This is a genomic window from Nostoc sp. (assembly GCF_036917375.1).
Taxonomy (GTDB): Bacteria; Cyanobacteriota; Cyanobacteriia; order Cyanobacteriales; family Nostocaceae; genus Nostoc.
The window spans coordinates 65,626-88,835 of the sequence record NZ_JBALDN010000092.1 but is presented as its reverse complement, the minus strand read 5'-3'; the positions used below and the strand labels follow the sequence as shown (position 1 = coordinate 88,835).

Below are 23,210 nucleotides of genomic sequence, written 5' to 3'. Positions count from 1 at the left end.
TCCCACACTCCCCATCTACTGTTATTGGAAAAAAAACCATGCCACATCCCAATAGATCGTCCCCACTTCCCCCAGATGAGCAAGATGAATATCAAGGTTATAAACAGCAAGAGGAATCGGTATTTGACGAACAGACAGAGGCAGAAAATGAAAGTCAAGATTTGTACTACGGTACAGAAAAACTACTCAATGCCTTACCTCGAATTTGGACTCGTGGTTTGTTATATACGCTCATCGGCTTTGCTGGTCTATTCTTGCCTTGGGCAACCCTGTCGAAAGTCGATGAAACTGGTAGCGCCAGAGGGCGTATAGAACCTAAAGGCGCAACTCAAAAATTAGACGCTCAAGCTGCTGGAAGTGTGAAAGCAGTTACGGTCAAAGAAGGAGATACAGTTAGAGCCGGCCAGGTTTTACTGGAACTGGATTCTGAGTTGCTGCAAACAGAACTGCAACAAGTCCAGAGCAAATTGCAAGGGCTACAAAATCGGCAATCTCAACTGGAACTGCTGAAAAATCAACTCCTAATGTCAACGAGTCTTTTAGAACAACAAAATAAATCCCAAGAATTAGAAAAATTGGCTCAACTCAACCAGGTGCAGCAAAACTTGGATGCCAAACTGAGTAGCTATAACCTGCAAAAGTTAGAAAAACAATCATCAGTTAAACAAGCACAGCAGCAAATTTCCACCAGTCAAGATGACCTGGAATCGGCTAAAAAACTTTTGAGTATAAATTCTAACCAAGTTGAACGTTATAACGGACTTGTTGACAAGAAGGTAGTTGCTGCAATCCAATTAGAGGAAAGCAAAAAACAAGAGGAAGAAAGCAAACGACTTTATAAAAAGTCTCTATCAGATATTAAACAAGCCGAATTGCGTTTAGCCCAAGAGGTAAATAATTATCAAGTAACTATCAAAACGTTGGAGTCTGATATCAAACAAGCAAAACTCCGACTGCAAGAAGAACAAAGTAGTTATAAAAGTGCCGTGCAAGCTGGACAACTAGCTGTAATGAAAAATCAAGAGCAGCTAAAAGATATACAGGCACAAATAACAGCAACGCAATCGGAAATCGCTCAGACTAAAAGTCAGCTTATATCTACAAGATTGCAAATTCAGCAGCGCGTGGTGCGATCGCCGATTAATGGGGTGATTTTTGAATTACCCACCACTAAACCAGGAGCGGTGGTACAAGTCGGTCAAAGGATTGCCCAAATTGCACCCACGAAAACAGACTTCGTACTCAGAGCAAGTATGCCTAATCAAGATAGCGGTTTCTTGAAGTTAGGAATGCCAGTAAAAGTCAAGTTTGATGCCTATCCCTTCCAAGAGTATGGCATCGTGCCAGGAAAAGTTACTTGGATCTCGCCTGACTCGAAAGTTAGCCAAACACCCCAAGGCAACATCGAAACCTATGAATTAGAAATCACTTTAGACCAGCAGTATGTCCAAAATGGCAACAAACGTATTCCATTAGGTGCGGGACAGACAGCAAATGCTGAAGTCATCATTCGTCAACGGCGAGTTATTGACTTTGTTCTAGATCCGTTCAAAAAACTGAAAAAGGGCGGTTTGGAGATGTAGTTAAAGGTATCGTACTGGAATCAGGAAATAGGACAAGGGAGATTGGAGGAATAATTAGTGCCCCGTACTTATTTGCCTTGAGCGAAGCTGTTCGCGTAGCGTCTCGCAGAGAAGGGATGCCCAATCCCCAATCCGCTTAATTATTGGAGATATCGTGTTATGCCCCACAATCTGACCATTTCTACCTCAGATATCATTCACAGTCTTAAACTCTCCTGTCAGATACCTGCTGTTGTGGAAGCGATCGCATCGCAAAGTATTATTGCCGAAGTTGCTCAAGCGGTAGGAATTACAGTCACGCCAGAAGAACTACAGCAAGAAGGAGATAACTTAAGGTTCGCCAAGAAACTTGTCAAAGCTAAAGACACCTGGTCATGGCTAGAAAAACACCACCTCTCTGTGGATCAGTTTGAAGAATTAGCCTATAACAACATCCTTTCGCGGAAGTTAGCGAATCATCTATTTTCCAATCAACTGGAAAAGCATTTTTACGAACATCAGCTAGATTATATTGCCGCTGTTACCTACGAAGTTGTCTTCGAGGATCGAGACTTGGCTTTAGAGCTTTTTTATGCTCTAGAAGAAGGCGAAATCAGTTTTCCAGATATTGCTCGTCTATATATTTCAGAACCAGAAGCCCGTCGTGCTTATGGATACAAAGGACTCCGATACCGCAAAGATTTTCGTCCAGAGATTGCAGCCGCTGTCTTTGCTGCTGCACCACCAGAAGCTCTCAAACCGATAACGACTCCCAAGGGAGTGTATTTAATTTGGGTGGAAGAAGTTATTCAACCCAAATTAGATGAACAGTTGCGCCAAAAAATCATTACAGAATCCTTTTCTGATTGGTTAAAGCAACAAATCAACGCGATGAAAATAGTTACTCAAATAGACTCAGATAGTTCGCAAGAGGAATTAAATATGTTATTCACCAAGACTAAATAGTTAAGGAAATCTCAAATGTTTTTGTCGCTAATTATCTCCCCTGATTTAGGGTAGATTTCTCTAGTATTCAAAAATGTTGCAGATACAGTTTTGATTTACCTTAAAAATTAATAGCTTTTGTGTTTTTAGTGTTTTGTAAATATATCTACAAAGTGCTGTATTTGCGCTATTTAAAACTTAAATTAAACCGCTATAACTCTTGCTAGGCAGTAATAATCTTAATTTCTGCTTAAATTTGTCATACGATTTTTTCTAACTTCAATTAGGGCTATATATAATGATTTTCCAACATAAATATATTAGTTTTTTTAATCATAAATTCCTCAAAAAAGCATTGACTTTTTTGAGGAATAAAGTATATTAGATGTATAGCCAAACGAAACAAGTTGGTTAGACCAAACATTCCCAACAACAGTTACAAAATTTAGGAGAACTCAAATGATCATTTCTGACCTGAACTACTTGGAAAATACCTCTGAAGAAATTCTTGGTGGTTGGAAGAAGATTGTAATCGTTAAGCCTGTAATCAAAAAATTCAACAGCGTTGCACAAGCTGATGCAGATGCTTCAGCAACTGGCGGCAGTAACAACGTAGCCGTAACCTTTACTAACGCTACCGTCACTCCTACTAGTGCTACTGCTTCCTCATCAAGCTTTGCTCAAACTACAGGTACCAAGCCGTAATTAGTAGTAATAATTAAACTCTACTCACAAAAAGTATTAACTTCTGCAAGTAGAGTTAGGCTCGAAAGCTTAGTATATTGATAAATGCCGAAGGCTCTTTGCTCATTTGAGCCTTCGGCTTTTAGCAAAGTACATCTTTTGATATTAAAAAACTGTTTGTGCAAGAAAATTTTACAATTTACAACATTTAATTCTCAACTCAGTTTACAGTCTGTGTTTTTGCCTACCCTGAATTAAAACTCTGGGCTAATAGTTATAACAGGAGTATTTTACCGTAGCCTTAAGCTTCTCGTAGACCCCCGAAAGTAGAGAAGGGTAAAATTCTTTTCGATTAAGTTTAGGAAGTAATCAAGCAGACATGATATCAATCGATATCAGTTATGAGTTCCAAAAGCTTGAGTTCCTTGCAGATATAGGAACAAAAGACATTTTAAATAAAAAAATTGTATAAATATAGCCCATAAATAACAGGATATAAGCTCCTGAGTTTATTTATGGGGATTGTTAATTTTGAATTTGGAGCAAAGCGACGTGACCACAATTCCTGATGCTCTCCAACTCGCAAGTCAATATCACCAAACCAAGCGCTTCACCCAAGCCGAAGAGATTTATCGTCAAATTATAGACGTAGATCCCAAGCAGTCAGAGGCATTCTATGGATTAGGTCTGCTGGCGCTGCAACGGGAACAATATCAGAATGCAGAACAATTTTTTCAAGCAGCCTTGCAATTACAACCGGAAGCAGGGTCAATACATAACAGTTTGGGGTTTAGTCTGCAACAACAGGGTAAACTAGAAGAAGCGATCGCCTGTTATGAAAAAGCACTCTTAATTCTCCCTGACAGCATAGAAGTACAAATCAATATCAGTAATATTCTTCACATTCAAGGTAAGCTGTCACCAGAAAAACAAGCCCACTATGCAGAGTTGAATGAGCAGTTTGCTTTAAGTAGGCAACAGGCAGGCGATTTCAAGATAGCAGAATTATATTATCGCCAAGCTATTGCATTGCAGCCAGATTTAGTATCATCTCATACTAATTTAGGAGAAGTACTCCAAAAACAAGGGCGATTCAATGAGGCCATCGATTCTTACCAACAAGCACTAAAAATTAAACCAGACTATCATTACGCCTATCACAACTTAGGGTATCTTTTCCAAGAGAAAGGAAAATTTGCAGAAGCAATAGAAGTTTACGAAAAAACTTTAAGCATTCAACCTGATTTTGCAATCACCTATAACAACTTAGGAAATATTCTCAGGGCACAAAATAAGTTCGATGCTGCCATAGAATCCTATCAAAAAGCGATTAAAATCCGACCTGATGTTGATTATATATATTGCAACTTGGGAACAACATTAAGAGATGATAACCAAATAGAAGCAGCAGTCCAGGCATTTGAGCAAGCCGTAAAAGTGACACAAAACTACGATCTGGCTAAATTTGGTGCTTGTATGAGCCAACTACCAGTTATCTATTCTGATGTTGAAGAAATTGCATTCAGACGCAATCAGTATCAACAGTATTTGCAAAGTTTAGCTAAATATTATGAATTAACTAATTGGGAAGAACGGGCAAAAGCATCTGAAGCTGTGGGAGTATTTCAACCTTTTTATTTGACATATCAAGGCTTAAATGACCGAGATTTACAGCGAACTTATGGGGAAATGATTTTCCAGATTATGTCGAGTCGCTATCCCCAAGATAGTCAGCCACTGGTTCTGCCAAATTTGGATAAAAATCAAAAGGTTCGTATTGGTATTGTTTCTGGGTTTTTATCTAGTCATTCTAATTGGAAAATCCCTATTAAAGGTTGGGTAGAAAATATAGATCGAAGTGAGTTTGAATTATTTGGTTATTATACTGGGGACAAAACAGATTACTCAACAATGAGTGCCAGCAAGGCTTTTGATAAATTTGTTCAAGGTGTTCGCTCAACTGAACAATGGTGTGAGGTAATCACAAAAGATAAATTACATATCTTGATTTTCCCAGAATTTGGGATGGACCCAATGACGCTCAAACTGGGTTGTTTGAGATTAGCGCCAATTCAAATGACATCTTGGGGACACCCTGAGACTAGTGGACTCCCGACAATTGACTATTACTTGAGCAGTGACTTAATGGAACCAGAAAATGCTCAAGAACATTATACAGAAAAATTAGTTAGATTACCCAATCTATCTATTCATTACATGCCTTTAGCAATTCAAACAGAAGAAATTAAGAAATCAGATATAGGTTTAAAAGAGGATGATATTTTCTTCTGGTGTTGTCAGTCATTATATAAATATTTGCCCAATCATGATGATGTTTTCCCCTCTATTGCTAAAGAATTAGGAAATTCTAAGTTTGTGTTTATTAAAAGCAAAAGTGAAGAAATTACAGAAAGATTTCGCCAGCGCTTAGACCACGCTTTTGCAGCATTAGGGTTGGATTATGAAAATCACTGTTTGTTTTTGCCTTTCCTCAATAACAGTAAGTTTGCTGGGACTACAGCTTTAGCAGATGTTTTCTTAGATAGTATTGGTTGGTCTGGATGTAACTCCACGCTCGAATCTATTGCTCATAATGTTCCGGTTGTGACTTTACCAGGAGAATTGATGCGATCGCGGCATTCTCTGGCAATATTGCAAATGATGGGTATAGAAGAGACGATCGCTTCAGATAAATCAGAATACGTCCAAATTGCCATCCGTCTGGGGAAAGATGCTAAATATCGGCAATATATTTCCCAGCAAGTTGCAGAAAATAAACATAAATTATATGGCGATTTAAAGCCAGTCAGAGCGCTGGAAGATTTTATTTTGCAACTGGTTAACAAACCAAGACAATTTAACGCCGAAGAAGTTGCTGAACTGTTTCAACTTGCACTTCAAGATCATCGAGCTAATCGCTTAGACACAGCCGAACAGCTATATCGTCAGGTGATAGAAAAACAACCAGACTATTCAGAAGCATTATACAATTTAGGGATGCTGGCACAGCAGAAAGGTGAGTTGCAGGAAGCTCAGAAGCATTTGAGTGCAGCTTCGCAAGTTCAGCCTAACTCGGTGAAAATTTGGTTTAGTTTAGGCAATTTACTTCAAGGCCAAGGACAGTTACCAGAAGCTGAAGCCGCTTACCGAAAAGCTATTGCTTTGCGACCAGATGCAGGGACAATTTACAACAATTTGGGCTACACCTTGCAACAACAAGATAAGTGGGAGGATGCGATCGCATCATATCAAAAAGCTTTGGAATTTCAGCCCAACTGCATAGAAGCAGAAATCAATTTAGCGAATGCGCTTTTTGCTCAAGGAAAGCTTTCACCAGAGAAACAAGCCTATTACGCAGAATTGAATTATCAGATGGGTATTGCCCACCAAGAAGCAGATGATTGGCAAACTGCTGTTGCTTACTATCGAACTGCGATCGCAATACAGCCTGATTTGGTAGAAGCCCATTATAACTTGGGGATGGTACTGCAAGCACAAGGGGAGCTAGAAGAAGCGATCGCTTGCTATCAAAAAGCTTTGGAGTTCAATCCCCAACACCAGGAAGCCAACATAAAACTAGGAGAGATTTACCAAAACCAGCAACAAAAAGTTACACAAGTTGACTCACTAAAAGTTTCTGACTAAACGGATTATTTCACGCGATCGTCAATTTTCATCAATCTAAACTTCAACTTTCAAATTAAGGGGGTAAAATTTATGTCATTAACAATTTTCGAGAAAGTTAAAGAGTTCATAATCAGACTAGTCAAAGACGAGGCTTTTTACACTCAATTGATGAGTGATAAGATTGAGGAAGTGATAAAAGTCATGGAAGAAGGTGGCTATAATTTTTCTCAAGAAGAATTTGAAACAGCCTCAATTAAAATCTTGGAGTTAAAAGAACTAGGCCAGTTTGACGACCTCAGTGAAGAGGAATTAGTAGGAGCCTTTGGCGGGCTTACAAACACAGTCGTTCAACCATTGTATGGAGTTGTAGTCTCACCTCCCGAAGAATGTGGAAAACCACCAGTTAAAAAATGTAGATGGATTCCTAAACCAAATCCAAAGCCAATAGCTCCAATTATACGACCGTTATATGGAGTAGTTGTTAGTCCAACAGAAGTACAATAACACGATAAAACGATTAAGAAATAGAATGCTTAGTTTATCCCTCTTTTGTCACTCTCGGAAAACAATAATCGAACCCAAATTCTGAGACTTTGAATTAATCAAGCTTTGAGACTTTATTTTCTAACAATAGCTATTTTTAATTAAATAGTGGGAAGTGAAGCTCCAAAAGGGTTTTAGTAATTGGATTTTACTATTCTGAGAAAAGAGGGTTATTTTGAGGGTTGAGATTGAGAATTAACCTATGACATATCACCGCAAAAGCTACGCAGTTTGGGAAATTACCTTAAAGTGCAATCTAGCTTGTAGTCACTGTGGTTCTCGTGCAGGACATGAACGCACCAATGAACTTTCTACAGAGGAAGCTTTGGATCTCGTCAAGCAGATGGCAGAAGTTGGAATTAAAGAAGTTACTCTCATTGGTGGTGAAGCATTTTTGCGTCCAGACTGGCTAGAAATTGCCAAAGCTATCAATGAGGCGGAAATGTTATGTGGTATGACTACGGGCGGCTATGGCATTTCGTTAGAAACCGCCCAAAAAATGAAGGAAGCAGGAATTCGTACCGTCTCTGTTTCTATTGATGGCTTGGAAGCAACTCATGACCGCTTGCGGGGAAAGAAAGGCTCTTGGAAATATGCATTTAAGACCATGAGTCATCTGCGAGAAGTGGGTATTTCTTTTGGTTGCAATACCCAAATTAACCGTCTGTCAGCGCCAGAGTTTCCGTGCATCTATGAGTGCATTCGTGATGCAGGTGCTCGTGCTTGGCAAGTTCAGCTAACTGTACCAATGGGTAATGCAGCCGATAACGCAGATATCCTCCTCCAACCCTATGAACTGTTAGATATTTACCCCATGCTTGCCCGTGTGGCGCGTCGTGCTTACCAAGAAGGCGTGCAACTTCAGGCGGGAAATAACATTGGTTACTACGGCCCTTATGAACGACTCTTACGGGGAGGGGGAAAGGAGGATGACTTCTTATTTTGGCAAGGTTGCGGTGCAGGACTCTCAACCTTAGGAATTGAAGCTGACGGAGCGATTAAAGGTTGTCCCTCACTGCCCACTACTGCCTATACAGGTGGTAACATTCGAGAACAGACCTTGCATGATATTATCGAAGGTGCAGAAGAACTACGCTTCAATCTAGGAGCAGGAACACCTGAAGGTACAAAACACCTGTGGGGTTTCTGTAAAACCTGCGAATATGCTGAACTTTGTCGTGGGGGTTGCAGTTGGACAGCCCATGTTTTCTTTAATAAGAGAGGTAATAATCCTTACTGTCATCATCGCGCTCTTGTTCATGCTAAACAAGGTATGAGAGAGCGTGTAGTTCCGAAAGTCAAGGCGCAAGGATTGCCATTTGATAATGGCGAATTTGAGCTAATTGTCGAGTCTACAGATACTTTATTGCCAGCAAATGACCGATTACACTTTACTGCTGACAGCATTCAGTGGTCAGAAAGTTGGCAACAAGAACCCCAATTTTATTACTCTATTGTGAGATAATAAATCATGGCAGAAAACTCCGAAATTAACACAATTTCAGAAGAGAAAACTGACCTTGAGTCATCACCATCTCAAGAATTAGAGAAAATCCCACTACTTCCACGTTCCGCTTGGAATAGTCAATTAACCTATTTCAAAGTGCTGTTAAAAGCGAAACAAATCCTGGATAAAAGCTAACAGGTTCATTAGGGATATCAAGAGATTTAGCTCGTAAATTAGGAGAGAATTACTCCGCAAATCTTTACGTGCAAATTTGTTAACTAACAAAATCAACACAGGTTTTTTATGGCATCAAGAATAAGTCTAACACTGACAGTCCCAAGGTTACTTTCTTTCAATGGTAGAACTAATCTCAATAATAGGCCCGATCCCAAGCCCGATCCTAGCCCTAATTTTGCCACCGCTGAAGGGGATGCTAATTTTTCTAACTATAGTGAAAGTGCTGCAAGCATTTTAACTACTACCCAGGCAGATACCTTAGTTAAAGGTGGTATAACTGCTGCAATTGCTGAAGCTAAAGCAAGTTTTGATCCAACTTTTTCATCACTTTTCACTCAAGCTGCTGTAGTTGGATTAAGTGGTCAATTTGAAGGTACTTCCAACAGCGAAGCAAAGGTACTTGCTAGTTTTGCAGTTGGTCGTAATGAAAGCTTCTCTTTTGATTTTTCAGCAGATTTAGAATTGGCAGCCAAAGAAATTGAAAATCCTGACGTTGAATATAACAAGGCTCAGTCTACAACTACTTTTTTGGTATTAGATACTACAAATCCTAACAAGGCCAAAGTATTAGATTATTTTGGCATCCAGGGTAAATTAATCTCCTCCGATCAAATCGGGGATCTAACATTTGGTCGTAGTCGCAATGTCACAATTGACAGTCGTAATAAAGATTCTGATATAGATGGCGACAATGGTAGTGACTTCCTCAATGGTAATGCTGTTGGGACTTACGAACGGAATTTTAAGCGCAATACCAACCTAACTATAGTCAAAATTAATACTAGTTCTGTTGAATTGGCAGGAGATACTTTAATCGGCAACCTGGGTAGAGATGTTATCTATGGCACGATTCGCAAGGATAATCTGACGGGAACCAACGGGGCAGACAAACTTTATGCCAGCTTGGGGGATGATAAGCTATCTGGAAAAAGAGGTAATGATAACCTCGACGCCGGCCAAGGTAATGATTCGCTAGATGGTGGCGATGGCGATGATACACTCTATGGCGGTAAAGGCAATGATACACTCTATGGTGGTAGTGGTAATGATGTCTTAGTTGGTGGCGATGGTAATGATACATTTACTTTCAAACGTAGCGATACCTTGTTTAAAAAAGACTTCGATGTCATTCAAGATTTCCAGGTTGGTGTTGATAAGCTTGTATTAGATGGCTGGGGAAGTCGAGGTAACATTACAGATACTAGCGATGGCGCTCTTCTCACCTTAAATTCTTTGTCTCTTGGTAATTCTTTGTCTCTTGGTAATTCTTCGTTTCTCAGTATTAATCCTCAACAAAGCATACTATTTTCAAACGTGAGTGCAAGTGATATCAGCTCGGTAATATAATTTGCTTAAGGCTAATTGCTCGTTTCATTTCCTAATAGACTCTGATTTACAAGTATCTCAGTCAAAACAATCGGGTGAGTAAAAATTCTGATTGTGCAAGAAAATGTAGATACCTTTTCTGGAAGAGGTTTTGCCAACAGGAACCCCTATGGTGTACGCACTGAAATTACTTGAGTTGGTGTAATTTTTAATTACTAACTTAAGGTTTATTTCTCGGACATACTGTTGACAAAATCTCTTTTTTATCTTAATTTAATGACTTTGCTTTATTAACAGCGAAAAATAGATAAATAAAATATTTTATTGATAGTTATCCCTTATGTTTTGAAGTTATAGTAATCTATAACAATCTAAGATCGAATTAAATATAATTATAAATACTCCATAGTTATGGATACTACAAACATTTCAGAATCTAAAGCTAAATCTCTTATTCAAATTGCGCTACAAACGCATCATTCAGGTGACAAGAATGAAGCTGAATCGCTAGATAAAACAGAAGTAGCTGAAATCCTCGAACTAGCAGCTCAACAGCAACGAGAGAATAGTTTATTGGAGGCGGAACAGCTATATAGTCAAGTTTTGCAAAAACAACCTGATAACCCTGAAGCTTTATATGGTTTAGGGATGTTAGCGCAGCAGATGGGGCAACTTCAAACTGCTGAACAGTTGTTAAGTGCGGCTTCACAAGTTCAACCAGATTCTGTTAAAACTTGGTTCAGTTTAGGTAATTTGTATTTAGTTCAAGAACAGTTTTCCGAAGCAGAGAAAGCTTATCGGCAAGCTTTAGTTTTATTACCTAATTCATTACCAATTTACAACAACTTGGGATATACTCTGCAACAACAAGGATTATTTGATGAAGCAATTAGCTATTATCAAAAAGCTTTAGAGTTAAAGCCAGACTTTATCGAAGCAGAGACTAATTTGGGCAATGCGTTACACGCTCAAGGTAAGCTCTCCAGCAATCAACAAATCTACTATGCACAATTAAATAATAAATTAGGTGTTGCCCAGAAAAAAGCAGGAGATTTGAAAAATGCTGTTACTTGTCACAAGCAAGCGATCGCACTACAGCCAGATTTCTTAGAAGCTCATTATAACTTGGCTTTAGCGCTGCAAGAACAAGGAGAATTACAAGAGGCGATCGCATCCTATCAAAACCTTTTAGAACTCAATCCTAATTATGGAGAGGCTTACCTCAATTTAGGCAAAATTTACCAACAGCAGAATAATTTAACAGAGGCAATTTCTGCTTATCGACACGGGTTAAAGCTAATTAATCCCCACTATGCCAAAGTAGTAGCAGCTACCCAAGCACTTGAAAACACAGATGAGATATCAGTAACTCCTCTATTGCCTCAAGGAGAAGTGCAAATAGGTAAGTATTACTTTCCACTAATCCCTCCAGTATCGGAAACGGAAGATAAACGACCTTTTTGGAGTGTGGTTATTCCTGCATATCAACGTCCTGACTATCTGCTAGAGTCCTTAGTCAGCGTCCTAGCTCAATGGTCAGGTATTGAGGAAATGGAAATTATTGTGATTGATGATGCAAGTACGCCACCTCTGTATCAACTAGTAAATGCGATCGGGCGAGGTATAGTACGCTATTACCGCAATCCGCAAAATCTCAGACAGCAAGGAACTTGGAATGCAGGAGTTACTAATAGTCGAGGATTGTGGATTCACTTACTTCATGATGATGACTATGTGTTGCCAGGTTTTTATACTCGCCTCAAGCAAGGTCTCGAAGGTTGTCCAGATTCCGTTGGAGCAGCTTTTACAGGTTATGAAAATATCAATGAAATAGGAGAAATTACTTTCCGCCAACAATTATACGGAACAGACAAAGGTATAGTTTCGGACTTATTGCTATATGTTGGTGTAGCAAACCCATTGAATCCACCTGCTGTTGTGATTCGTCGAACAACCTATGAACGGCTAGGTGGATATCATCCAGAATTAACCTCTACTCTCGACTGGGAACTCTATAAACGGATCGCTACCTTCTATGATTGGTGGTACGAGCCAGAAATTTTGGTTCATTATCGCGTGCATTCCCAAAGTATGAGAACTGAACTTTCCTTATCTGGAGATCGGGTAGCATCGATCCGTCGTTCTATTGAGATTTCTGAAAGCTATCTTCCAGCCGATCTTTGTGCAGAAATTACAGCACAATCACGTAAACACTACTTCATTAGTTGTTTAGCAGATACAGAAGTTCCTCTCCACGCTGGTCATCTTACTGGCGCTTTTCGCACACTTGAAGAGATTCTCAAAATCGATCGGTCTGCTGAGTCCCTAGCACAGTTATTTACTTGGCTAAGAACAGATATTGCCACTCCTCTGAGGGATGAGATCGCCTCCAGGTTGATCTCTTTGCCTCTCGATAATTAGATAGTCAAAACCTTAACTAAATACTGGGAGTTCGCCCATTTTTTTGAAGTTAGAGAAATTGGTAAATGAGGTATAAATAAGATTTTTGATAATAGCGATCGCAATCTGGGACAAACGCTATAACCCTTATTTTTACGTTCCATCTTTTTTATAACTGCCTAGAAAATGAGCCAACTGGGAGTAATAAATCATAAAAATACTTAAAATGACAACAATTACTGAATCTCTCCAAATAGCATCGAAACATTATAGAGCCAATGATTTAATCAAAGCCGAACAACTGTACCGTCAGATTTTGGAAAAAGAGCCTAACCACCCAGAAGCTTTATATGGGTTAGGCATACTGGCACAGCAAGTCGGTCAGTTTCAAAATGCCGAACAGTTGTTCAATGAACTCCTCCAGATTCAGCCCAACTCAGTCAAGGCTTGGTTCAGTCTAGGTAATTTATATCAAGCCCAAGGTGAGTTACCAGCAGCGGTGGCAGCATATCAGCAAGCCATAGCCCTAAAGCCAGACTCAGCGCCACTTTATAATAACCTTGGCTATACCTTACAACTACAGGGCAAATGGGAAGAGGCAGTTGCTTGCTATCAAAAAGCATTAGAGTTACAGCCCAACTGTATTGAAGCTGAAGCGAATTTGGGTAACGCATTGCACGCCCAAGGAAAGCTTTCTTCCCAACAACAGGCTCAATACGGGGCGTTAAACAATGAGTTAGGCAAAAGTCGGCACCAAGCAAAAGATTTAAAGACTGCCGTGGCTTACTATCGAGCTGCGATCGCTTTACAGCCTGATTTGCTCGATGCTCACTATAACTTGGGAATTGCGCTTCAACAACAAGGTGATTTTGAAGAGGCAGTAGCCTCTTATCAAAAAATATTAGAACTCTATCCTCACAACGGAGAAATTTACTTCAAATTAGGCAAAATTTACCAAGATCAAAACAAATTACCAGAGGCAATATCTGCCTATCAACAAGGTTTGAAGCTCACAAATCGCCACTACCTCAAAGCATTTGTAGCTGATGCAGAAACCGATAAACATCAGGAAGTGCCGATTACACCAGAGCTTCCTCAAGAAGAGGTAATTGTGAGAAACTATAAGTTTCCCAAGATTCCAGCAGTTGTGGCTAGTGAAAAAAAGAGGCCATTCTGGAGTGTGGTGATTCCTGCATATAAACGCACTGACTATCTTCTCGAATGTCTAGCTAGTGTTTTAGCACAATGGACTGGAGAAGAAGAAATGGAAATTCTGGTAATGGATAATGCCAGTACGCCACCACTATTCGATCTAGTGAATTCTATTGGCAGAGGTATAGTAAGCTACTACCGTAATTCGCAAAATATTGGGTTAGCGGGAAACCATAACACAGGTATTACACTCAGTCGAGGGCAATGGATTCACATACTTCACGATGATGATTATGTTCTCCCTGGTTTTTATTCTCAACTCAAGCAGAGTCTAGAAAATTGTTCGGATTCTGTTGGAGCAGCTTTCACAGGTTTTGATAATATTGACGAAAAAGGGGTATTTCTTTCCAAAGGAGATATTTTTTACTGGTATGGAGAGCACAGAGGTATTATTCAAGATTGGCTGTCACAGATTGTAGTGACAAATCCGTTGAGACCCTCGGCAATAGTTGTTCGTCGGCAAACCTATGAAAGACTAGGGGGATATTGTTCTGAGTTGAGCGATCTTAACGGGTGGGAAATTTGTAAACGAATTGCTACTTTTTATGATTGTTGGTATGAACCAAAAATTTTGGCTTGTTATCGCGTAGATACAAGTTGGTACACTAACAAAATGTCGAATAATCTTTTTTTGACAGGAAATCATGCAGTATTTCTTCGCCGTGCTATCGAGATTACAGAGAGCTATCTTCCAGACGATCTTTGTACAGAGATGACAGCAAAAGCGCGTAGCTATAACTTTGAATATCTTTTAGAAAGGAGAGTAATCATTCCTCTAAGAGCCGGTAAACTAACTGGTGCTTTGCGTATGCTCCAAGAAGCTCTAAAAATCGATTGTTCTCCTGAAGCAGTAGCCAAGTTATTTGCTTGGTTGACTAAAGATGAAGCTGCTCCCTTACGGAATGAGATTGCTACCAAGTTGCTTGCTATTCCTGGAGAAAATATTCCAGACAATACTCCTACTACTGAATTAAAATCCCCACAAACTGCGATCGCACTATAGGATATGAAAATACTTGTAACTGGAACTGAAGGTTATATCGGCTCATTATTAGCTCCTCTCTTGATCCAAGAAGGTCATGAAGTTATTGGTTTAGATACTGGCTTTTATAAAGTAGGTTGGCTATATAACGGCACCAAGTTAACTGCCAAAACCCTCAACAAAGACATCCGCCACATTACAACAGAAGACCTACAAGGTGTAGAAGCAGTAGTTCACATGGCAGAACTCTCTAACGACCCTTTAGGTCAGTTAGCCCCTGATATCACCTACGATATCAACCACAAAGGCTCAGTACATATAGCGAAACTGGCGAAAGCAGCTGGAGTCCAACGCTTTGTCTATACTTCATCATGCAGTGTCTATGGTTTTGCCACTGAAGACTACGTTAGCGAAGAGTCTACAATTAATCCCCAAACGGCTTATGCCAAATGCAAGGCACTTGTCGAACAGGATGTAAAACTCCTTGCTGATGATAGCTTTTCTCCCACCTTTCTCCGAAATGCTACAGCCTATGGCGCTTCTCCAAGAATGCGCTTTGATATTGTCTTAAACAATCTAGCAGGTTGGGCTTGGACAATTAAAGAAATCAAGATGAACAGCGACGGTACACCTTGGCGTCCCCTAGTACATTTATTGGATATCTGCAAAGCAATTATCTGTACCTTAGAAGCTCCGCGTGATGTAATTCATAACCAAATTTTCAATGTCGGCGATACAAATAGCAACTATCAAGTCAAACAAATTGCTCAAATAGTTGCAGATGTTTTTACAGACTGTCAATTGAGCTTTGGTAAACACGATCCTGATAACCGCAGCTATCGAGTTTTATTTAATAAAATTAACCAAAATTTACCAGGATTCAAATGTGAATGGGATGCCCAACGAGGTGCCCAACAACTATATAATGTTTTTCAGCAAATTGATATGGATAGAGGAACATTTGAGTCTAGAGGCTTTACTCGCTTGAAACAACTAGAATACCTCATTCGCACTCAACAAATCGATCGAGATTTCTTCTGGCAGACTGTTTAAAAATTTCAGATAATAAGTTATGAATTTGCTAAAACCAACAAATAATCAGCTAATAACTGGTAACTGTCTATTCTGTGGAACAGGGTTACACCATACCTTTGTAGATTTAGGTATGTCTCCACCCTGCGAAAGTTATCGTAGCCTCAAACAACTCAATGAAGTAGAGCCATTTTATCCGCTACATGTCTATGTTTGTGAGGAATGTTTTTTAGTTCAACTCCAAGAATACATTAGTCCAGAAAATATTTTTAGCGACTATGCTTACTTCTCTTCCTACTCTGATAGCTGGTTACAACACGCCAAAAAATACGTTGATTTAGTAGTAGAACGTTTTCAATTAAACCAAGAAAGTCAGGTAATAGAAATTGCTAGTAATGATGGCTACTTGCTGCAATACTTTGTTGCCAAAAGTATCCCGGTGCTGGGAATAGAGCCAGCAGCCAATGTTGCTGAAGTAGCAATTAAAAAAGGTATTCCTACAGTTGTAAAATTTTTTGGACAGAAAACAGCGCAAGAACAGGTTGCTCAGGGTAAACAAGCAGATTTATTACTTGGAAATAATGTTCTTGCTCACACTCCATATTTGAATGATTTTGTCAAGGGAATGAAAATTATCCTCAAACCGCATGGTATAATTACTATGGAGTTTCCCCATCTGATGCGTTTAATTGAGGAAAATCAGTTTGATACTATTTACCACGAACATTTCTCTTATTTTTCCTTTCTTACTGTAGACAAGATTTTTGCTGCTCACGGGTTGACAATTTTTGATGTAGAAGAATTAACTACTCATGGTGGTTCTTTGAGAATTTATGCGCGCCACAACGAAGACTCTTCTAGACCCGTTACTCAACAAGTATCAGCACTGAAATATCGAGAAGAAGCGGCTGGTTTTACACAATTAGAATACTATTTTTCCTTTGGCGAACAAGTTAAAGAAACTAAACGCAAGTTATTAGATTTCTTGATTAAAGTTAAGCAGGAGGGAAAATCAATTGTTGGTTATGGTGCTCCAGGTAAAGGAAATACTCTCTTAAACTATTGTGGCATCCGCACAGATTTTCTTGACTATACAGTAGACCGTAACCCTTACAAACAGGGTCAATTTTTACCAGGAACTCATATTCCGATTTTTCATCCAGACAAAATTGCCGAAACAAAGCCTGATTATATACTAATTTTGCCCTGGAATCTGAAAAATGAAATTATGACACAAATAGCTTACATTCGGGATTGGGGAGGTCAATTTGTTGTACCAATTCCTGAAGTTAATATCTACTCTTAAGTATTTAATATTTTTGATTATCAAAAAGGGGTAAGTGACATGAAAGTAGTTTTATTTTGCGGTGGTTTAGGAGCCAGAATGAGAGAATATTCAGAAAGTATTCCTAAGCCAATGGTGAATATTGGTTATAGACCAATATTATGGCACGTCATGAAATACTATGCTCACTATGGGCACAAAGATTTCATCTTATGTCTTGGTTACAAGGCCGACCTCATTAAAAGCTATTTCTTAAATTACAATGAATGGCTTTCTAATAACTTTAGCCTTTCCAACGGTAGCCAAATTCAGTTATTTAATCGGGATATTCAAGATTGGAATATTACATTTGTAGATACAGGGTTAACTGCCAATATTGGACAAAGATTCAAGGCAGTAGAAAAGTATTTAGAAGGAGAAGAAGTATTTTTAGCTAACTACAGTGACGGTTTGACAGACTTACACTTACCAACCTATATCAATAATTTTTATCAGCGTGATAAGATTGGTAGTTTTTTATGTGTCAGACCAAGCCAAACTTTTCACTTAGTTGATATGCAAGAGGATGGTTTGGTAAAAAATATCCAAGATGTAAAGCAATGTGATATTTGGATTAATGGAGGATATTTTATTTTTAAAAAAGAGATTTTTGACCATATAAATTATGGTGAAGAACTGGTCATGGAGCCTTTTCAAAGATTGATTGCGAAAGAAGAACTTTTTGCATATAAATACACTGGCTTTTTCGGAGTCATGGATACATTTAAAGAGAAACAACAGTTGGATGATATGTATGCTCAAGGTAGAAGACCTTGGGAAGTTTGGGGAGATGAACAAGTACAAGTCGACCATATATGATCCAACTTAGTTTGAATAAAATAGAAGAATCTGAGTACAAAATTCTTTGTCTCGGCTCTCATTGCGATGATATCGAGATTGGTTGTGGAGGCACAATCTTAAAGCTGATAGAGAATTATCAAGATGTTGTTATCTATTGGGTTGTCTTTAGTTCCAATGAGCAAAGAGCAGAGGAAGCAACCACAAGCGCTAATCTCTTCTTAGAAGAAATCCCAGTCAAGAAAATTATCATTAAAAATTTTCGAGATGGCTTTCTACCTTTTCAAGGGATAGAGGTGAAGGAATGCTTTGAACAGTTGAAGCAAGAATTTTCGCCAGATATAATCTTTACTCATCATCGAGACGATCGCCACCAAGATCACCGCCTAATTTCTGACTTTACTTGGAATACCTTTAGAAATCATTTAATTTTAGAATATGAAATACCCAAATATGATGGTGATTTGGGTATTCCTAATTTCTTTGTGCATTTAAATGAAACACTCTGCCGCCGAAAAATTCAATATATTTTGGATGCGTTTCCTACCCAGAATAATAAGCAGTGGTTTACAGAAGAGACTTTTCGTTCAATTCTCAGAATTCGGGGGATTGAATCAAATTCACCGAGTAAATATGCGGAAGCCTTTTACTGTCGAAAAATAGTTTTCTGAAAAATTAAAATTTGAATTTAATCTCAGGTTTGGAAATTCATGATATTTACTGAAACTAAAATAAAAGAAGCATTTATTGTTGATTTAGAACTGCACCGAGATATTCGGGGCTTTTTTGCTCGGAGTTTCTGTACTCAGGAATTTCAAAATCGTGGCTTAAAACCTACTATTGCCCAATGCAATTTATCTTTTAACTATAAAAAAGGAACATTGCGGGGTATGCATTATCAAATGCCTCCTTCTCAGGAAACAAAATTGGTACGTTGTATCAGGGGGGCTATTTATGATGTAATTATCGATTTGCGTCCAGATTCTCCTAGCTATTTATCTCATATTGGTATAGAGTTAACTGCTGAAAATCGTCTTGCTCTTTATATCCCAGATAGGTGCGCTCACGGTTTTCAAACTCTGAGCGATGAGACGGAGGTGATGTATCAAATGGGTGATTTTTATGCACCAGAATATGCTGGTGGGTATCGCTATGATGACCCAGCTTTTGGTATTCAATGGCCTCTATCTGTGACTGAAATTTCGGATAAAGATCGGGCTTGGAGTTTATTTGAATCGAAAAAAATTGTAACGCCTACGGTGATGTAAGACTTTTAAGATCGATTTAAAAATATATAGTTACTAAGTAAATATAGGATTAAGAACGCACACAGGCGCAGAGACACAGAAAATCAAAATTTAATTTTTCAAATTTTGATTTTCATACTTAAGACTGTGTTCAAACTTTGTTACAGCAAATAAGGGGCGAAGTGAGTACAATTTATTTTGATTCGATTTTTAGTGATGAAATCAGACGCAAGCATCTTTATAATGGACAAGTGTTTGTCTATTCTCCTTGCGCTAGTGCGATCGCACTATGTGATTTTGCTCGTGGTCTGGTTGAAGAAGCGTTTGCCCCTTTAGATCCGAGAGAAGCACAACATAGCCTGCCTGTAGAGAAATACGTTGAGATTTTAGCACAACTCAAGCCAACTTTTATCCATCATCCTGAATCTAAACAACTCATTCAAGGCATCTTGAAAGAAAGTGGATGTGACTTGAACAAAACCTATTTCGATGTACCTCGCCTGAGAACAGCAACTAGCGATCGCTATCTGACTGCTGGTATTGCTTACGCTTTCCATCCTCATCGTGACACCTGGTATTCTGCTCCTCTGTGCCAGATTAACTGGTGGATTCCTGTCTACGATATTACCCCAGAGAATGCGATGGCATTCCATCCCCGCTACTGGAGTCAACCAGTTAAGAATAGCTCAAGAGATTATAACTACGCTCAGTGGATTAAAGAAAGTCGCAAAAATGCGGCACAGCACATTAAAACAGATACGCGCAAGCAACCCCATGCCGAAGAAACTTTAGAAATGGAGCCGCAATTGCGGTTAATTACACAAGTCGGTGGTATGATTCTCTTTTCAGGAGCGCAGATGCACTCCACTATTCCCAACACATCAGGCTATACTCGTTTCAGTATTGACTTTAGAACTGTACATTTTGATGATGTCATAGCTCAAAAGGGTGCGCCAAATATTGATTCAGCTTGTACAGGAACTTCTTTAGGCGACTTCTTACGAGGCACTGATTTTTACCCGATTACTGACACATTGTTATTGTCTACAACAAACAATCTCTTATAGAAGAACTTTTGTTTTCCATCCAGTCTGTGAGCAATAAATGGTGAACTCTGTTGAAAAATTGTCTGGACAAACAATACTGATTACAGGTGCTAGCGGATTTCTGGGATCTCATTTAGTCCGTCATTTATGCCACAATGGTGCAGAAGTACATGCTGTTTCTCGCAGTTTTCATACTTCTGATATCAGCTGCTTGCGATGGTGGCACGGTGATATGGAAGACATTAAGTTTGTTCAAAATCTTTTCCACAGCATTAAACCTGACGTAATCTTCCATTTATCCGGTCTTGTGACAGCAGTTCCTAATCTAGAGTTCATATTGCCTACCTTTCATAGTTTACTGACTAGTACTATTAACTTATTGACGGTAGCTGCCGAAATTGGTTGTAGTCGCATTGTGTTAATAGCTTCTTTAGAGGAACCAGAACAAGATCGTCCTGAAGTAGTTCCTTCTTCTCCTTACGCTATTGCTAAATTTGCTAGTAGTACTTATGGTCGGATGTTCCATCGACTCTATCAGACACCTGTAGTTCTTGTTAGACCCTTTATGACCTACGGGCCAGGACAAAATGTGTATAAGATCGTTCCTTCTGTTATTCTTTCCTTGTTGCAAGGGCAAGCTCCAAAACTTAGTAGTGGAAAGCGTCAAGTTGATTGGATTTATGTCGATGATGTGATTGCAGGACTTCTCGCTGCAACACAAGTTCCTAGTGTAGAGGGTTGTACATTCGACTTGGGTTCGGGAGAACTAGTACCCATTCATGCAGTTGTGTCCCAGCTTGTTAATTTGGTCAACCCTCAAATCCAGCCACTATTTGGTGCTTTACCTGAGCGGCCGATGGAAAGAATAAGAGTAGCTGATACGGCTTATACATACGATAAACTAGGTTGGCAACCTTCAATTTCTCTAAAGAACGGCTTAGAATTAACTGTAAATTGGTATACAAAACATCAACAAAAGATTGGATACACCAGTTAACAAGGATTCTATTTATGGTTGCAGATAGACTTCAGAATATTAATTTAGTCGATCTAAAAAATTCATTTAACTTAAAGGATATCAGTCTAGAAATTTACCAACTAATTTCTGATTTATATCCCATTTGTCGTAGTATTACAGGTGATGGTTTTAGAGAAACTTTAAAAAGTCTCCAGCAGTATATTCCTTTGTCAGTTCATGAAGTGCCAACAGGAACAGAGGTATTTGATTGGACAGTTCCAAATGAGTGGAATATTAAAGATGCCTATATCAAAAACTCTCAAGGTGAAAAGATTGTAGATTTTACTAATTCAAATTTGCACGTTGTTAACTATAGTATTCCTATACATCAAAAAATATCTCTTCAAGAACTTAAATCACATCTATTTACACTTGCTGATTATCCTAATTGGATTCCTTACCGAACTTCATATTACAAAGAAAGTTGGGGTTTTTGCCTGACTCACAATCAGTATTTGCAACTAAAAGATGAAGAATATGAAGTATGTATTGATTCTTCTCTGCAACCAGGTTATTTGACTTATGGTGAGTATTATATTCCCGGAAACAGTACTGATGAAGTTTTGATTTCTTGCCATGCTTGTCATCCTTCACTCTGTAATGATAATCTTTCGGGAATTGCGATCGCTACTTTTATCGCTAAATATTTAAGGCAAACTACACCAAGATATTCCTACAGATTTCTCTGGATTCCCGGAACCATCGGCTCAATTACATGGTTGGCTGTCAATGAAGCTAAAGTCAAGAACATTAAACATGGCTTGGTATTAACTTGTTTAGGAGATGCAGGCAACTTTACCTACAAAAAAAGCCGTAGAGGTGACACTGAAATCGATCAAGTTGCTGCTTATGTACTCAAAAACTCAAAGCAAGATCACAAAATTATAGATTTCTTCCCCTATGGCTATGATGAGCGACAATATTGCTCGCCAGGATTTAATTTAGCTGTAGGTTGCTTCATGCGATCGCCTCATGGTAGTTTTCCTGAATACCATACCTCAGCAGACGATTTAAATTTCGTTCAACCCCAATATCTAGCCGAGTCATTCTTTCAATGTCATTCGATGTTGCATATCCTCAACAATAACGAAATCTACTACAACAAAAATCCCAAATGTGAGCCACAGTTAGGTAAAAGAGGAATATATCGGGCAGTTGGTGGTAACAAAGATAGCGGGCTAAATGAAATGGCAATCTTGTGGGTTTTAAATTTATCTGACGGTCAGCATACTCTATTGGATATTGCAGAAAAGTCGGGAATATCATTTGATGTCATTAAATCTGCTGCCGATACATTATTAACACATGACTTATTAACAATTAAAACCAATTAAGTTTGAAAAAGATTGGAAAAATGAAATTCGCTACGATACAAATGCAGGCAAGCCCTTCTCACCAGATTGTCTAAAACAAGATGCAGGCTTTACAGCTATTTTCAGATAAATAAACCACGCGGTAGGAGCGCAAGACCTTCATCGGTGTCAACTTAACGTGAAACCGCTCGTCCGCCGGGAATTGAAATTCCCGTCTCATAGCTAAAGTCATCTTCAGATGACTAAAAGATTGCCAAAAATCTCCAGTCTACTGAAGTAGACTTAAGCTATTAGCCCGAAAATTTATTGACGGGCGGGCATCGAAGCCAACAGATAAGCTATTTCCAGCTTAAGTTGACACCTATGCAAGACCTTGCGCCCCTATTTTTCCCCAAAACGCGAAAAGTATTGGGAGGTGGGTTTGATGTGTGTAGCCGCGAATTCTATTTGCTAGGGCTGTCAACCTT

18 protein-coding genes are annotated in these 23,210 nt (G+C 38.9%); all 18 read left to right on the top strand.

Features of this window, described 5'->3' with window-relative positions:
- The first annotated feature begins 38 nt into the window (after positions 1-38).
- Positions 39-1,583, top strand: coding sequence for an HlyD family efflux transporter periplasmic adaptor subunit (locus V7K45_RS23855; RefSeq protein ID WP_335007439.1), 1,545 nt, complete (start codon positions 39-41; stop codon positions 1,581-1,583).
- Positions 1,584-1,742: 159 nt separating this feature from the next.
- Positions 1,743-2,528 (top strand): peptidylprolyl isomerase, encoded by a 786-nt coding sequence (locus V7K45_RS23850; RefSeq protein ID WP_335007438.1) that lies wholly within the window; start codon positions 1,743-1,745, stop codon positions 2,526-2,528.
- Positions 2,529-2,966: 438 nt separating this feature from the next.
- Positions 2,967-3,212 (top strand): hypothetical protein, encoded by a 246-nt coding sequence (locus V7K45_RS23845; protein ID WP_335007437.1) that lies wholly within the window; start codon positions 2,967-2,969, stop codon positions 3,210-3,212.
- A 531-nt stretch (positions 3,213-3,743) separates the two neighbouring features.
- Positions 3,744-6,836 carry a tetratricopeptide repeat protein gene (locus V7K45_RS23840; RefSeq protein ID WP_335007436.1) on the top strand — a complete coding sequence of 1,031 codons (3,093 nt, stop codon included), beginning with the start codon at positions 3,744-3,746 and terminating at the stop codon, positions 6,834-6,836.
- Between the two features lie 72 nt (positions 6,837-6,908).
- Positions 6,909-7,322 (top strand): Nif11-like leader peptide family RiPP precursor, encoded by a 414-nt coding sequence (locus V7K45_RS23835; protein WP_335007435.1) that lies wholly within the window; start codon positions 6,909-6,911, stop codon positions 7,320-7,322.
- Between the two features lie 241 nt (positions 7,323-7,563).
- Positions 7,564-8,826, top strand: coding sequence for a nif11-class peptide radical SAM maturase 3 (locus V7K45_RS23830; RefSeq protein ID WP_335007434.1), 1,263 nt, complete (start codon positions 7,564-7,566; stop codon positions 8,824-8,826).
- 6 nt (positions 8,827-8,832) lie between these two features.
- Positions 8,833-9,003, top strand: coding sequence for a hypothetical protein (locus V7K45_RS23825; protein WP_322703265.1), 171 nt, complete (start codon positions 8,833-8,835; stop codon positions 9,001-9,003).
- Between the two features lie 108 nt (positions 9,004-9,111).
- Positions 9,112-10,392, top strand: a complete 1,281-nt coding sequence (locus tag V7K45_RS23820; protein WP_335007433.1) for a calcium-binding protein — start codon at positions 9,112-9,114, stop codon at positions 10,390-10,392.
- A 390-nt stretch (positions 10,393-10,782) separates the two neighbouring features.
- Positions 10,783-12,792, top strand: coding sequence for a tetratricopeptide repeat protein (locus V7K45_RS23815; protein ID WP_335007432.1), 2,010 nt, complete (start codon positions 10,783-10,785; stop codon positions 12,790-12,792).
- Positions 12,793-12,997: 205 nt separating this feature from the next.
- Positions 12,998-14,986, top strand: a complete 1,989-nt coding sequence (locus tag V7K45_RS23810) for a tetratricopeptide repeat protein (RefSeq protein WP_335007431.1) — start codon at positions 12,998-13,000, stop codon at positions 14,984-14,986.
- Positions 14,987-14,989: 3 nt separating this feature from the next.
- Complete coding sequence (locus tag V7K45_RS23805) at positions 14,990-16,018, top strand: NAD-dependent epimerase/dehydratase family protein (RefSeq protein WP_335007430.1); 1,029 nt, start codon at positions 14,990-14,992, stop codon at positions 16,016-16,018.
- Between the two features lie 19 nt (positions 16,019-16,037).
- The gene (locus V7K45_RS23800) at positions 16,038-17,303 is read left to right on the top strand and encodes a class I SAM-dependent methyltransferase (protein WP_335007429.1); all 1,266 of its coding nucleotides are present in this window, start codon (positions 16,038-16,040) and stop codon (positions 17,301-17,303) included.
- A 39-nt stretch (positions 17,304-17,342) separates the two neighbouring features.
- Positions 17,343-18,140: a sugar phosphate nucleotidyltransferase gene (locus V7K45_RS23795; protein WP_335007428.1), complete on the top strand. Its 798-nt coding sequence runs from the start codon at positions 17,343-17,345 to the stop codon at positions 18,138-18,140.
- Positions 18,137-18,790: a PIG-L deacetylase family protein gene (locus V7K45_RS23790; protein ID WP_335007427.1), complete on the top strand. Its 654-nt coding sequence runs from the start codon at positions 18,137-18,139 to the stop codon at positions 18,788-18,790. The genes V7K45_RS23795 and V7K45_RS23790 overlap by 4 nt, the downstream gene beginning before the upstream one ends.
- 39 nt (positions 18,791-18,829) lie before the next feature.
- Positions 18,830-19,387, top strand: a complete 558-nt coding sequence (rfbC, locus tag V7K45_RS23785) for a dTDP-4-dehydrorhamnose 3,5-epimerase (RefSeq protein WP_335007426.1) — start codon at positions 18,830-18,832, stop codon at positions 19,385-19,387.
- A 161-nt stretch (positions 19,388-19,548) separates the two neighbouring features.
- Entirely contained in the window at positions 19,549-20,433 is an 885-nt protein-coding gene (locus V7K45_RS23780) for a hypothetical protein (protein WP_335007425.1), read from the top strand.
- 37 nt (positions 20,434-20,470) lie between these two features.
- Positions 20,471-21,409 carry an NAD-dependent epimerase/dehydratase family protein gene (locus tag V7K45_RS23775; protein WP_335007424.1) on the top strand — a complete coding sequence of 313 codons (939 nt, stop codon included), beginning with the start codon at positions 20,471-20,473 and terminating at the stop codon, positions 21,407-21,409.
- A gap of 14 nt (positions 21,410-21,423) precedes the next feature.
- Positions 21,424-22,764: a DUF4910 domain-containing protein gene (locus V7K45_RS23770; RefSeq protein WP_335007423.1), complete on the top strand. Its 1,341-nt coding sequence runs from the start codon at positions 21,424-21,426 to the stop codon at positions 22,762-22,764.
- The last annotated feature ends 446 nt before the right edge of the window (positions 22,765-23,210 follow it).

Coding starts and splice junctions, on each gene's coding strand:
- V7K45_RS23855 (WP_335007439.1), top strand. CDS start 39: ATGCCACATCCCAATAGATCGTCCCCACTTCCCCCAGATGAGCAAGAT.
- V7K45_RS23805 (WP_335007430.1), top strand. CDS start 14,990: ATGAAAATACTTGTAACTGGAACTGAAGGTTATATCGGCTCATTATTA.
- V7K45_RS23770 (WP_335007423.1), top strand. CDS start 21,424: ATGGTTGCAGATAGACTTCAGAATATTAATTTAGTCGATCTAAAAAAT.
- rfbC (WP_335007426.1), top strand. CDS start 18,830: ATGATATTTACTGAAACTAAAATAAAAGAAGCATTTATTGTTGATTTA.
- V7K45_RS23800 (WP_335007429.1), top strand. CDS start 16,038: ATGAATTTGCTAAAACCAACAAATAATCAGCTAATAACTGGTAACTGT.
- V7K45_RS23825 (WP_322703265.1), top strand. CDS start 8,833: ATGGCAGAAAACTCCGAAATTAACACAATTTCAGAAGAGAAAACTGAC.
- V7K45_RS23795 (WP_335007428.1), top strand. CDS start 17,343: ATGAAAGTAGTTTTATTTTGCGGTGGTTTAGGAGCCAGAATGAGAGAA.
- V7K45_RS23845 (WP_335007437.1), top strand. CDS start 2,967: ATGATCATTTCTGACCTGAACTACTTGGAAAATACCTCTGAAGAAATT.
- V7K45_RS23835 (WP_335007435.1), top strand. CDS start 6,909: ATGTCATTAACAATTTTCGAGAAAGTTAAAGAGTTCATAATCAGACTA.
- V7K45_RS23815 (WP_335007432.1), top strand. CDS start 10,783: ATGGATACTACAAACATTTCAGAATCTAAAGCTAAATCTCTTATTCAA.
- V7K45_RS23850 (WP_335007438.1), top strand. CDS start 1,743: ATGCCCCACAATCTGACCATTTCTACCTCAGATATCATTCACAGTCTT.
- V7K45_RS23810 (WP_335007431.1), top strand. CDS start 12,998: ATGACAACAATTACTGAATCTCTCCAAATAGCATCGAAACATTATAGA.
- V7K45_RS23830 (WP_335007434.1), top strand. CDS start 7,564: ATGACATATCACCGCAAAAGCTACGCAGTTTGGGAAATTACCTTAAAG.
- V7K45_RS23775 (WP_335007424.1), top strand. CDS start 20,471: ATGGTGAACTCTGTTGAAAAATTGTCTGGACAAACAATACTGATTACA.
- V7K45_RS23790 (WP_335007427.1), top strand. CDS start 18,137: ATGATCCAACTTAGTTTGAATAAAATAGAAGAATCTGAGTACAAAATT.
- V7K45_RS23820 (WP_335007433.1), top strand. CDS start 9,112: ATGGCATCAAGAATAAGTCTAACACTGACAGTCCCAAGGTTACTTTCT.